The following is a 12,278-nucleotide window of genomic DNA, read 5'->3' on the forward strand; positions in this document are numbered from 1 at the left end:
CCTGTTCCGGGCCGCCCCGCGACCCATTAGTTGTACCTACAACCACCGACGATAGACCCTCTTGGTTGTAGATGCAACCTTTGGGTAGGATGGTGCCCATGACGAGCACCGACACCGCCCTGCGCCACCGCGAGCGCGTGGCCGTCGCGCGCCTGCATGCGCTGCTCGAGCTGCTCCCGACCGCCCTGGACAAGCGCCTCTCCGACGCGAACCTCACGGCCTTCGAGTTCACGCTGCTCGAGGCGCTGCAGGAGGCCGACGCCCACCGCCTGCGCCTCAGCGCCCTCGCCTCGCGCACGAACGCGACGCTCCCCCGCCTCTCGCGCGTGGTGACCGGCCTCGAGCGCAAGGGCCTGGTCACCCGCACGCCGTGCGCCGAGGACGGGAGGGCCTTCAACGCGGTCCTCACGACCGCGGGCCTCGAGGCCTTCGAGTCGACGCGGCCGCTGCACGCCGACGCCGTGCGCGAGATGGTCCTCGACGGCATGACCGAGGACGAGGTGGACCTGCTGGCCGACCTCGCGCTCAAGATCCTCGGCCGCCTCGACCCCGACCGTCGCCTCGCGGTGACCGCGAGCCTCGGCGCCGAGTGCGCGGCCGATCCGGCCGCCGCGGAATGCGCCGCGGACCCCCTGCCCGCGGACGACTGCCCCGCGGACCCGGCGCAGGCCTGAATCCCGCACCCGAACCCCCACCGGTACGGGAAGCCCCTCAACAGGGCCGGAGCGCACCGTGAGCGGTACGGCCGGAGCGCACGCGCCAGCGATACCGCCGAGCGTCCGCCGCACCGACTAGTGGTGCTTGCGGGCCAGCCTCCACATGGTCCACGAGGTCCCGACGAACCTCGCGAGCTGCGCGAACACGTTCCGCCGGCGCCGCAGCTCGCCCTCGGTGGGCAGCGGCGCGTGCGCGATCCTCTCGTTGGTGGTGTCCATCAGAGCCCTCCGATCACTCCGGGATCCACGTCCACCCGGGACGGGCCTTCGCCTTGTAGATGAACAGGGTGTGCAGCATCCGCTTCACCCAGTGGCCGGACAGCCCGATCTCGCCCTTGGTGGCCTTGAGGTCGCGGCCGGTCTCCGGATACCTCTCCCAGTCCGGCACCACGGGGCTCATGGTCATCGCCGCGGCGGTCCCCGAGCGGAAGCCGTGCCCGGCGGATGCGACGCACGCGGCCGCCATCTCGGACATCGATGCCGAGTGCGTGGGCGCCGGCGCGCCCGTGACGATCATGTCGGCGATCGACTTGGCGACCACCTTGCCCATGGTCCCCGACGGCATGCCGGTGCGCGGCGGCGAGGGTGCGACCGCGACCCCGTCGGGCGTGGCGCGCGGCCTGGAGATCTGGTGCGGCGGCGCGAACGCGATCCCCACCGCGAACACGTTGCGGTAGGTCGGGTTCTGGTACGTCCGCGGCCAGTCCTTCGCGGTCCACTCCTCGTAGGGCTTGGGCGTGTAGTCCGCGTCGACCTTGAGGAAGCCCGACGGCGCGAACACCGTGCCCGTGATGTCCTCGCCGGCGCGGTCGAACGCCTTCCAGTCGTTGCCCTTGAACGGCGGCAGCAGCATCGCGAAGTCGAACTCGAGGTCGTTGTGCGAGCCGTCGAGCTGGTCGTAGTGGATGACGCCCGGGTCGATCGAGGTGACGGCCGCGCCCGTGATCGCCTTGACCCCGCGCTCGCGGAACAGCGACTCGGTCCACAGCTCCGAGGTGGTCCGGTAGCCGTTCTGCTCGAACTGCATGCCGCCCACGCCGAAGTCGCCGAGCTCGTTCTCGTTGGTGAGGTAGACGATCTCGGCGTTCTGGCGGACGCCGGCCTCGCGCAGCTCGTGCTCGACGTTGAACGTGTACTCGAAGGCGGCGCCCTCGCACGTGCACGTGCCGTGCCCCACGCCGATCACGACGGTCTGCTTCTTGGTCCGCAGCAGCGTCGTGAGCTCGGCGAGCCGTGCGGCCGCCTCGGTCGCGTGGTCGGGCGTGCACACGGACAGCGTGTTGCCGGCGTCCGGCCCCAGCCCCGGCGTCGCGCCGAAGTTGAGCTTCGGACCCGTCGCGTTGACCACGTAGTCGTAGCGCAGCTTCTCATGCTCGCCGTCGCGCCCCGCGGACGTGTGCTCCACCTCGACGGCGGGCCGCGCATCGTCCTCATCACCCTCGGGCCACAGCGCGAAGGCCTTGGCCTGCACGAAGGTGATGCCCTCCTTCTTGTAGATGGGCGCGAGCTCGAAGACGACGTCCTTGTGCTCCATCTTGCCCACGCCGACCCAGATGTTCGACGGGATCCAGTTGTAGGTGGGCTTGGGGTTGACCACCACGACCTCATGCTCGGACGGGAGCAGCTTCCTCAGGTACAGCGCTGCGGTGTGCCCCGAAACCCCGGCACCCAGGACGACCACACGGGCCATGACCGATCACCTTCCTCGCTGATCAGGATCGACCGTCACCGTTGGCGGCCTACCTTTCAGGTGTATACCCCCGAGGGTATGCGGGGCAAGGGACGAAGGTCCCCCGAAACGCCGAGCGGAGGGGCGCCGATGCGCCGGGACAGCAGGACGCGCCGCCGGCATCAGCCGGCGGCGCGTCCGCGAGATCGGGAAGGGAGGCGAGGCCCTACTTCTTGTCCGCCGCCTCCTTGAGCAGGAACATCGGCAGCAGCCAGGTGCACAGCGCGGTGATGAGCCAGACCAGGACGGTCGCGGCGATCCACGTGCCGACGCCGTCGATCGTGAGGCTGTCCACCACGAGGGACGTGATGAGCAGCGCGACGAACGTCGACACCAGGCCCACGCCGCCGAGGAACGCGTTCGCGTACTTGGTCGCCATCTTGAAGATGAGCGGGGACAGGATCCACTGCGCGACGGTGAAGATCACCGCGGCGGTGATGAGCGCGAGGAAGTCGATCTGGAAGCCGTCGAGGACGAGCGACGTGATCCACAGGCCCAGGGCCGCGGAACCGAGGAAGATCAGCGTGTTGATCAGGAATCTCACCATGAGGCAGACGCTACTCCTCGAATGTCCGTTTCGCGCGTCAATCAGGCATGACGCGCGTATGGCGCGTCGGGACGATGCGCGGGATCAGTCGGTCGAGCCGGTCTGCTTGTCGACGGCCTTGCCCTTGTCTCCCTTGTCGCCCATGCGGTCGAAGATCCCCGGCAGCACCCACACGCCGATCGCGGTGATGAGCCACACGAGCAGCGTGCCGCCGGCCCACGCCCCGAAGCCGTGGATGCTCAGGCCTGACGTGAGCGTGGCCGTGATGAGCAGCGCGACGAACGTCGAGATGATGCCGACGCCGCCCACGACCGCACGGGCGCGCTTCTCGATCTGCCTCTCGATGAGCGGCGACAGCAGGCTCTGCGCGAGCGCGAAGATCACCGTGGCGGTGATGAGGCCGCTGATCTTGAGCTGGAAGTCGTCGCCGAGCAGCAGCGAGGTCAGCGCGAGCGCGGCGACCGCCGAGGCGAGGAAGACCGCGGCCTTGAGCAGGAATCTCTCCATGGGCCGACGCTACAACGGGCCACGGACGATGCGCGAGAGGCTCCCGGCGCATCGTCCCGCCGCACGGGTCCGGACAGACGACGAGGGCGCCTCCGAAGAGGCGCCCTCGTGGTGCTGTCGACCATGTCGTCCGGCCACCAGGGACTTGCGGCCGGCTTCAAAGACGAATGAGGTCTAGGACCTTGTGCCTAGACGATAGCGCATCCGGGACCTCTCGCGCGCCGGATCGCACAGGATCCGGCGCGTCGAACCGGACATCTGTCCGCAAACTTCGCCGGATAGGGTCGGGACATGCTGCACCACGCTCCCCTCATCACGACCATCGCCGTGGGCCTGGTGGCGGCCTTCATCCTCGGCTTCCTCGCGCAGAAGGCACGGCTGTCCCCCATCGTCGGCTACCTGGCCGCGGGCCTGCTCATCGGCCCGTACACGCCCGGCTACGTGGGCGACGTCGACCTCGCGACGCAGCTGAGCGAGATCGGCGTGATCCTGCTGATGTTCGGCGTCGGGCTGCACTTCTCCTTCAAGGAGCTGCTCGCGGTGCGGCGCGTCGCGGTGCCGGGCGCCATCGCCCAGATGACGGTGGCGACCGCGCTCGGCACGGGGCTGGGCTTCCTGCTGGGCTGGGGCACGGCCGGGTCGCTGCTCTTCGGCCTCGCGCTGTCCGTCGCGTCCACCGTGGTGATGCTGCGCGCGCTCGAGGAGCGCCAGATGCTCGACACCCGCGCGGGCCACATCGCGATCGGCTGGCTCATCGTCGAGGACCTCGCGATGGTGATCGCGCTGGTCGTGGTGCCGGTGCTCGCGGGCGGCGCCGACGTCTCGGGCGGCGAGCTCGCCGGCGAGCTCGCCCTCACGGTGGCGCGCGTGGGCGGCTTCGTCGCGCTCATGTGGTTCGTGGGCCGCCGGGTCATCCCGTGGACCCTCGCGCGGGTCGCGGACACCGGCTCGCGCGAGCTGTTCACGCTCGGCGTGCTCGCGATCGGGCTCGGCGTCGCCGTGGGTGCGGCCTGGCTGTTCGAGGTGTCGTTCGCGCTCGGCGCGTTCTTCGCGGGCATGATCCTGCGCGAGTCCGACCTCTCCCACCGCGCCGCCGAGGACTCGCTGCCGCTGCGCGACGCGTTCGCGGTGCTGTTCTTCGTCGCGGTCGGCATGCTCGTCGACCCGAGCATCGTCTGGCGCCAGCCGATCGCGCTGCTGGCGACCGTCGCGATCATCGTGGGCGGCAAGCTCGCGGTCGCGTACGCCCTGGTGAGGGCGCTCAAGTACTCGCGGTCGATGGCGCTCGTGGTGGGCGCCTCGCTCGCGCAGATCGGCGAGTTCTCCTTCATCCTCGTCACCCTGGGCGCGGACCTCGAGGTGCTCCACCAGGACGCGCAGGACCTGGTGCTCGCGGGCGCGATCGTGTCGATCATCCTCAACCCGCTGCTGTTCGCGTGGGTCGCGCGCTTCTATGCGCGCCGCGAGGGCGTCCCCGTGGACGATGCGGACGGCCCGGTGGAGTCGCACGCCCACGGTCACGTCATCGTGGTGGGGTACGGGCGCGTGGGCGGCCGCGTCGCCAAGGGGCTGTGGGGCGCGGAGATCCCGGTGGTGGTGATCGACGACGACGAGACCCGCGTGGAACGCATCCGCGAGGAGGGTCACGAGGCCATCCTGGGCAACGCGGCCCGCGCGAAGGTGCTGCACGCCGCCGGCATCGAGTCCGCGCGGGCGGTGCTCGTCGGGGTGCCGGACCCGCTGAACGCCGGCGCCGTCGTGGCGAAGGCGCGCGAGCTCGCGCCGGAGGCCGACATCGTGGCGCGCGGCCACGGCAAGCGCGACGTGACGTACCTCGAGACGCAGGGCGCGAGCCGCGTGCTCGTGGGCGTGCACGAGATCGCGGACCTCATGGTCGAGCGCGCGGGCGGCCCGCCCAACGAGCCCGAGCGAACGTAACCCCGACGATTCCCAATGACACGTGTGACCCATGTGACAGAGGCCCACCGCACCCCGAGTTCACACCTGTCACCCTTGTCATCGGGAATCTCCTCGAGGGGCGGCTTAGCCTGAGGGCATGAGCGACGACGCCCCTCGGCTCGACATCCTCGTGCGGATGCTCACGCACGCCTTCGACCTGGCCTTCGACGAGGCGCTCGCGGACCGCTCGAGCACGCGCGTCGAGTTCGTCATGCTGAGCCGGCTCGCCGAGTCGGCGGACCCGCTCACGTGGGAGATGCTCGAGGGCTCGATGCCGGTCGGCTACGGCCCGGGCCTGCTCACCGAGACGTGGAACGCGCTCGTGGTCGCCGGCTGGGCCGACGAGGTCGACGGCCTGCGCGTCGCGACCCAGGGCGGACGGGACGCGCTCGACGAGCTCCACGCGGCCATCGACGGCATCGCGACGGAGGCCGTCCAGGGAACCGACGCGCACGACCTCGAGGTCACCGCCGAGGTGCTGCGGCGCATGCTCGACAACCTGGGCGACTGACCTCAGTCCATCCCGCGCATCACGCGGTTCCACGCGTTGGTGAGCGCCACCACCTCGACGATCGCGCCGACCTGCGTCCCGTTGAACCACGCGCCCGCCTGCTCGCGGGCCTCCTGCTCGAGCGCGCGGGGCGCATCGGTGAGCACCTCGGCTAGGCGCAGCGCGGCGGACTCGCCGTCCGTGACGAGCCCGGGACGGATCTGGCGGGCCGGGCGCGCGAGCGCGCTGATGAGATCCGGGCGCGCGCCGGACTTGGCGAGCGACTCCGAGTGCAGGCGGATCGAATGGTGGCAGCCGTTGAGGTGCGACACCCTCAGCCGGATCATGTCGCGCAGGCGCGGCTCGAGCGCGTCGCCGACGTCCCCGTCGAGCCTCTCCAGCGCCTTGAGGAAGCCGGCGCCCACCCTCGCCTCCATGCGCGGAACGGTACCCGCGCATCGTCCCCGGCCCTGGTCTCCCGCGCCGTCGCGCGGCAGGATGGCGCCATGACCAGCACGCTTGCCCGCACCCTCGCCGGCGTGGCCGGCGCGCTCGCTGTCAACGCGCTCCCCCACGGCACGGCCGCGGTGCTGCGACGGCCCTTCCCCTCGATCTTCGCGGAGCCGCCCGGCCGCGGCATGTCGACGCCCGGCGAGAACGCCGCGTGGTCCGCGATCAACGCGGGCGGCGCCGTCGTCGCCGGCGGCCTCGCGCTGCGGCGGGACGATGCGCGGGACCTGGTAGTCCCGGCGGCCGTCGGGGCCGCGGTGATGGCGGTGGTGATCGTGCGCTGGTTCGGCCCGATCATGCGCGAGGCGGCCGCCGAGGCCGCGTAGGTCCCGCATCGTCCCTGCTCCCGATTCCCGCGCATCGTCCGCGCTCTGGAAGAATGTCGCCCATGACTTCGCGCATCCCCGACAAGGCCACCGTCGACGGGCTTGAGGACCGCTGGAACGAGGCCTGGGAGGCCTCCGGCACGTACCGCTTCGACGAGTCGAATACCCGCGAGCAGGTGTACTCGATCGACACCCCGCCGCCGACCGTCTCGGGCTCCCTGCACGTCGGCCACGTCTTCAGCTACACGCACACCGACGTGGTCGCCCGCTTCCAGCGCATGCGCGGACGCGAGGTGTTCTACCCGATGGGCTGGGACGACAACGGTCTGCCCACCGAGCGCCGCGTGCAGAACTACTACGGCGTCCGCTGCGACCCGACCCTGCCGTACGTCGAGGGCTACGAGCCCCCGCACGAGGGCGGCGAGGGCAAGTCCATCAAGGCGGCGGACCAGCAGCCGATCTCGCGCAGGAACTTCGTCGAGCTGTGCGAGCGTCTCACCGCCGAGGACGAGAAGCAGTTCGAGGCGCTCTGGCGCCACCTGGGCCTGTCCGTCGACTGGTCGCGCACCTATCAGACCATCTCCCCCTCGTCGCAGGCCGTGGCCCAGCAGGCGTTCCTGCGCGGGCTGTCGCGCGGCGAGTGCTACCAGGCCGAGGCGCCGACCCTGTGGGACGTGACGTTCCGCACCGCCGTCGCGCAGGCCGAGCTCGAGGACCGCGAGCGTCCCGGCGCCTACCACCGCCTCGCCTTCGAGCCCGCGGCGGACATGGAGGAGGCCACCGGCTCGTACGAGTCGATCTGGATCGAGACCACCCGCCCCGAGCTGCTGCCCGCGTGCGTCGCGCTGGTCGCACACCCCGACGACGAGCGCTACCAGCCGCTCTTCGGCAAGCACGTGCGGACGCCGCTGTTCGGCGTCGAGGTGCCCGTGGTGGCGCACCACCTCGCCAACCCCGAGAAGGGGTCCGGCATCGCGATGATCTGCACGTTCGGCGACATCACCGACGTGACCTGGTGGCGCGAGCTGCGCCTGCCGACGCGCCCGGTCATCGGCTGGGACGGCCGCATGCTCGCCGAGGCGCCCTCGGGTCTGGAATCGGCGGACGGGATCGCCGCGTACGGCGAGCTCGCGGGCCTCACCGTGTTCTCGGCCCAGAAGCGCATCGTCGAGATGCTCCAGGAGGCCGGCGTGATGGACGGCGACGCGCGCGCCATCTCGCACCCCGTGAAGTTCTTCGAGAAGGGCGACAAGCCGCTCGAGATCGTCACCACCCGCCAGTGGTACATCCGCAACGGCGGCACCGACGCGGCCCTCAACGCGGAGCTGGTGGCGCGCGGGTCCGAGCTCGACTTCGAGCCCGACTTCATGCGCGTGCGCTACGAGAACTGGGTCAAGGGCCTCACCGGCGACTGGCTGATCTCGCGCCAGCGCTTCTTCGGCGTGCCGATCCCGGTCTGGTACCCCGTGCTCGCGGACGGCTCGCCCGACTTCGACAACCCGCTGGTGCCGTCCGAGGACGCGCTGCCGGTGGACCCGTCGGTGGACGTGCCCGCGGGCTTCTCCGCCGAGCAGCGGGACGTGCCGGGCGGCTTCACCGGCGAGAAGGACATCATGGACACGTGGGCGACCTCGTCGCTCACCCCGCAGATCGTGTGCGGCTGGCGCGACAACCCCGCCCTGTTCGCGGCGACCTTCCCCATGGACCTGCGCCCCCAGGGCCAGGACATCATCCGCACGTGGCTGTTCTCCAGCGTGGTGCGCGCGCACCAGGAGCACGGCACGCTGCCGTGGAAGCACGCGGCGATCTCCGGCTGGATCCTCGACCCCGACCGCAAGAAGATGTCGAAGTCGAAGGGCAACGTGGTCACGCCGATGGGCCTGCTCGAGCAGCACGGCTCGGACGCGGTCCGCTACTGGGCCGCCGCGGCGCGCCTGGGCACCGACGCGGCGTTCGACGAGGGCCAGATGAAGATCGGCCGCCGCCTCGCGATGAAGGTGCTCAACGCGTCGAAGTTCGTGCTCGGAGCGACGGGCATCTCCACCGCCGCCGGCTCCTCCCTGGAGGCCGGCATCGCCGCCGCCGACGCGGTGGCCGCGGGCTCGGTGACCGAGCCGCTCGACCAGGCGATGCTGTCCGCGCTGGCCGACGTCGTGGACGCCTCGACCAAGGCGCTCGAGGGCTACGACCACACGCGCGCGCTCGAGGTCGCCGAGACGCTGTTCTGGACGTTCTGCGACGACTACCTCGAGCTGGTCAAGGCGCGCGCCTACGACGGTGCCGCCCCCGGTGCGGCGATCGACCCGTACGCGCCGTGCTCGGCGGGCGCCGCATCGGCCCGCACCACGCTGACGCTCGCGCTCGGCACGTTCCTGCGCCTCTTCGCGCCGGTGCTGCCGTTCGCGACCGAGGAGGTGTGGAGCTGGTACCAGCCCGGTTCGGTGCACCGCGCCGAGTGGCCGGTCTCGGAGCCGCTGCGCTCCGCGGCCGGGTCCGCGTCGCAGGGCGCTCCCCTGCTGGCCGCGGCCGGCGAGGCCCTGTCCGTGCTGCGCAAGGTCAAGTCGGAGGCCAAGGTCTCGCAGCGCACGCCGCTGACGTCGGTGGACCTGCTGGTGCCGGCCGCGAAGGCGGGCTTCGTGCGTGCCGCCAAGGCCGACCTGCTGGCGGCCGGTCGCGTCGAGGCGATGCAGATCGTCGACACCGAGGCCGCGCTCGAGCCCAACGTCGACGGCCTGGGCTCGGAGGACGGCTCCTCGGACGAGATCGCCGACCCGACCGTCATGCGCACCGAGAACGCGGTCCTCGCGGGGGCCTGACCCGCCCCACCTCCACCGCATCGCGCAAATGGTAGATGGTGGTCGCTTCCAAGCGGTCTGTGCTCCTGAGGGGTAGATGAGTGCCGCCCGGCCCGGCGCACATGCCGATGTCCACAGCGCGTGCGCCGGGCTCCTCCGTCCCCGGGCAGCACGGCGTTCGGAGCCGCGCGCACCATCGCGCGCCTAGAACGGGCAAGTGACCCATCTCCGCGCCCTGCCTGCCGTCGGACCCGGCGAGGATCTCGCCACCGTGATGCGACGCTCGACCCGGGCGCACACCTTCGCCGAGCTCGCGAGCCTCTCCAGCGCGCGCAAGGCGAGGACGGCGATCGCCCGCGGCGAGGTGGTGCGCCTGCTGCCGGACGCGTACGTCTCCGCGGCGCACCAGGACTCGTTCGCTGCACGCGCGGACGCGGCACTCCTGTGGGCCGGACCGACCGCGATGCTCTCCGGACCCGCAGCCATGTACCTGTGGGGCTTCCTCGATGAACCGCCCAGCACCATCGACCTGCTGCTGCCACACCCGATGCATCACCAGACTCCGCCGTGGCTACGGGTCCGCCGCGTCACCTGGTCACCTCCCCTCTCGCGCGTCAACGGCATGACCGTCGTCGGGCCCGCCCATGCGGTGGTGCTCGGGTACGGCTTCCTCGCGGCGCGTGATCGCGCGACCGCGGTCCATCAGGCGATCCGTACACGGCTCGTGACACCGCGCTCGTTGATCGACACGTTGGGGAAGGTCCCGCGCGTGCGCGCCCGGCGCGACCTCCGCCAGCGGCTCGAGCTCGCGCTCGCCGGAGCCGAGAGCTATCTTGAGGAGCACGGCGCGAGCAAGGTGTTCAACACCTCCGAGTTCGCGCGCTTCGTCCGGCAGCATCGGGTGAGGGCCAACGGCGGACGCTATCGCCTCGATATGTTCGACCCCGAGACGCTCACGGCCGTCGAGCTCGACGGCGATGCGAGCCACTCCGATCCTTCGCAGCGCCAACGGGACCTGCGCCGCGACGCCGACCTCGCGCAGCTTGGGATCCAGACGATCCGAATCAGCTACCGGGATCTCACCACTCGGCCCGAGTGGTGCCGCGCGCTGGTGCGAGGCGTGCTGGTGGCACGGTCGGCACGTTAGACGACCATGGCCTGCCCCTCAGGTGCATGCACCTCGCGAAACCGACAACCAACTACCCATGTCGGGATCGGGCGGCTCCCCAGAGCGGCTTCAGGTCGACGACCCACGGCGGAACCAAGGAGAGCTAGGCGGCGCCCTGCTCCTCCAGCGGGCCCTCGAAGGCCGGGCGGGCGCGGTCGAGGACCGTCTCGCGGGTCACGATCACGCGGGCGATGTCGTCGCGGCCGGGGACCTCGAACATGGTCTCCTGGAGGACCTCCTCCATGATGGCCCGCAGGCCGCGCGCGCCGGTGCCGCGCTCGAGCGCCTGCTCGGCGATCGCTCGGACCGCCTCGTCGTCGAACTCGAGCTCCACGTTGTCGAGCTCGAACATGCGTTGGTACTGCTTCACCAGCGCGTTGCGCGGCTGGGTGAGGATGTTGACCATCGCGTCGACGTCGAGCGGGTTGACCGTCGCGATCACCGGCATGCGGCCGATGAACTCCGGGATCAGGCCGAACTTGTGCAGGTCCGCCGGCGTGACCTCGGAGAAGAGGTCGGAGTTGTCGGCCTCCTTGAGCGTCGAGCCGAAGCCGATGCCCTTGCGTCCCACGCGCGAGCTGATGATCTCCTCGAGGCCGGCGAAGGCGCCGCCTAGGATGAACAGCACGTTGGTGGTGTCGATCTGGATGAACTCCTGGTGCGGATGCTTGCGCCCGCCCTGCGGCGGCACCGAGGCCACCGAGCCCTCGAGGATCTTCAGCAGCGCCTGCTGCACGCCCTCGCCGGACACGTCACGCGTGATCGACGGATTCTCCGCCTTGCGGGCGACCTTGTCGATCTCGTCGATGTAGATGATGCCGCGCTGGGCCTTGTCGACGTCGTAGTCGGCGGCCTGCAGCAGCTTGAGGAGGATGTTCTCGACGTCCTCGCCGACGTAGCCGGCCTCGGTGAGCGCCGTGGCGTCCGCGATCGCGAACGGCACGTTGAGCATCTTCGCCAGCGTCTGCGCGAGGTACGTCTTGCCGGTGCCGGTGGGTCCGATGAAGAGGACGTTCGACTTCGCGATGTCGACCTGGTCATCGTCGCCCTTGAGCCGGGTCTCGCCGGCGCGCACGCGCTTGTAGTGGTTGTAGACCGCGACCGACAGGGCCCGCTTGGCGCTGTCCTGGCCCACGATGTACTGGCCCAGGAAGTCGAAGATCTCGCGGGGCTTGGGGAGCTCGGTGAGCTCGGCCTCGACCTGCTCCGCGAACTCCTCCTCGATGATCTCGTTGCACAGCTCGATGCACTCGTCGCAGATGTACACGCCCCCGCCCGCGATGAGCTTGCGCACCTGCTTCTGCGTCTTTCCGCAGAACGAGCACTTGAGCAGGTCGCCGCTGTCGGCGGGTCGGTTCATGTGGGGGCTCCTCTCACGAACACCGTCGTGCCTCTCCAGGCTACCCACGCGGTCCGACAAGCGGGAGACGGCGCGCCGCATCCACGCACCCCGAGAGCCCCTCGCAGGCGCGAAACCGCACGTTCCGGGCGAATTGTGACCTTCTCGACATCCCGTGGAAACGTGGCGGGG

At 70.6% G+C, this 12,278-nt stretch carries 12 protein-coding genes; 6 read left to right on the forward strand and 6 right to left on the reverse strand.

The genetic code is table 11. The features are described 5' to 3' along the window. Positions 1-98 precede the first annotated feature (98 nt). A complete protein-coding gene (locus tag QQX09_RS08225) occupies positions 99-674 on the forward strand; it encodes a MarR family winged helix-turn-helix transcriptional regulator (protein WP_301133320.1) in 576 nt (191 codons plus the stop codon). Positions 675-791: 117 nt separating this feature from the next. Here the strand turns inward: QQX09_RS08225 and QQX09_RS08230 are convergent, their stop codons facing one another. The 4 genes from QQX09_RS08230 to QQX09_RS08245 all read right to left on the reverse strand — a co-directional run bounded on the left by QQX09_RS08230 (position 792) and on the right by QQX09_RS08245 (position 3,499). Beyond that, positions 792-935: a hypothetical protein gene (locus tag QQX09_RS08230; RefSeq protein ID WP_301133323.1), complete on the reverse strand. Its 144-nt coding sequence runs from the start codon at positions 933-935 to the stop codon at positions 792-794. Positions 936-948: 13 nt separating this feature from the next. Next, a complete protein-coding gene (locus QQX09_RS08235; protein WP_301133325.1) occupies positions 949-2,406 on the reverse strand; it encodes an NAD(P)/FAD-dependent oxidoreductase in 1,458 nt (485 codons plus the stop codon). Positions 2,407-2,611: 205 nt separating this feature from the next. Continuing rightward, the gene (locus QQX09_RS08240; RefSeq protein WP_301133328.1) at positions 2,612-2,992 is read right to left on the reverse strand and encodes a phage holin family protein; all 381 of its coding nucleotides are present in this window, start codon (positions 2,990-2,992) and stop codon (positions 2,612-2,614) included. Between the two features lie 84 nt (positions 2,993-3,076). Next, positions 3,077-3,499 carry a phage holin family protein gene (locus QQX09_RS08245; protein WP_301133331.1) on the reverse strand — a complete coding sequence of 141 codons (423 nt, stop codon included), beginning with the start codon at positions 3,497-3,499 and terminating at the stop codon, positions 3,077-3,079. A gap of 291 nt (positions 3,500-3,790) precedes the next feature. On the opposite strand from QQX09_RS08245, the gene QQX09_RS08250 reads away from it, so the two are divergent. Both QQX09_RS08250 and QQX09_RS08255 read left to right on the forward strand, forming a co-directional pair. Then, a complete protein-coding gene (locus tag QQX09_RS08250; RefSeq protein ID WP_301133333.1) occupies positions 3,791-5,437 on the forward strand; it encodes a cation:proton antiporter domain-containing protein in 1,647 nt (548 codons plus the stop codon). Positions 5,438-5,555: 118 nt separating this feature from the next. Then, the gene (locus QQX09_RS08255; RefSeq protein WP_301133335.1) at positions 5,556-5,969 is read left to right on the forward strand and encodes a winged helix DNA-binding protein; all 414 of its coding nucleotides are present in this window, start codon (positions 5,556-5,558) and stop codon (positions 5,967-5,969) included. Positions 5,970-5,971: 2 nt separating this feature from the next. On the opposite strand, the gene QQX09_RS08260 is transcribed toward QQX09_RS08255, so the two are convergent. Further along, on the reverse strand, positions 5,972-6,385 hold the full coding sequence (locus QQX09_RS08260) for a carboxymuconolactone decarboxylase family protein (protein ID WP_301133337.1): 414 nt from the start codon (positions 6,383-6,385) through the stop codon (positions 5,972-5,974). A gap of 69 nt (positions 6,386-6,454) precedes the next feature. Between QQX09_RS08260 and QQX09_RS08265 the strand changes: the two genes are divergently transcribed. From QQX09_RS08265 to QQX09_RS08275, 3 genes are all read left to right on the forward strand, one after another. After that, the gene (locus QQX09_RS08265; protein WP_301133339.1) at positions 6,455-6,784 is read left to right on the forward strand and encodes a hypothetical protein; all 330 of its coding nucleotides are present in this window, start codon (positions 6,455-6,457) and stop codon (positions 6,782-6,784) included. A 62-nt stretch (positions 6,785-6,846) separates the two neighbouring features. Beyond that, positions 6,847-9,600, forward strand: a complete 2,754-nt coding sequence (gene valS / locus QQX09_RS08270; RefSeq protein WP_301133341.1) for a valine--tRNA ligase — start codon at positions 6,847-6,849, stop codon at positions 9,598-9,600. Between the two features lie 196 nt (positions 9,601-9,796). After that, on the forward strand, positions 9,797-10,726 hold the full coding sequence (locus QQX09_RS08275) for a PDDEXK family nuclease (protein ID WP_301133343.1): 930 nt from the start codon (positions 9,797-9,799) through the stop codon (positions 10,724-10,726). A gap of 124 nt (positions 10,727-10,850) precedes the next feature. Here the strand turns inward: QQX09_RS08275 and clpX are convergent, their stop codons facing one another. Beyond that, on the reverse strand, positions 10,851-12,107 hold the full coding sequence (gene clpX / locus QQX09_RS08280) for an ATP-dependent Clp protease ATP-binding subunit ClpX (protein ID WP_301133345.1): 1,257 nt from the start codon (positions 12,105-12,107) through the stop codon (positions 10,851-10,853). Positions 12,108-12,278 lie beyond the last annotated feature (171 nt).

Source organism: Demequina litoralis (genome assembly GCF_030418455.1).
GTDB lineage: Bacteria > Actinomycetota > Actinomycetes > Actinomycetales > Demequinaceae > Demequina > Demequina litoralis.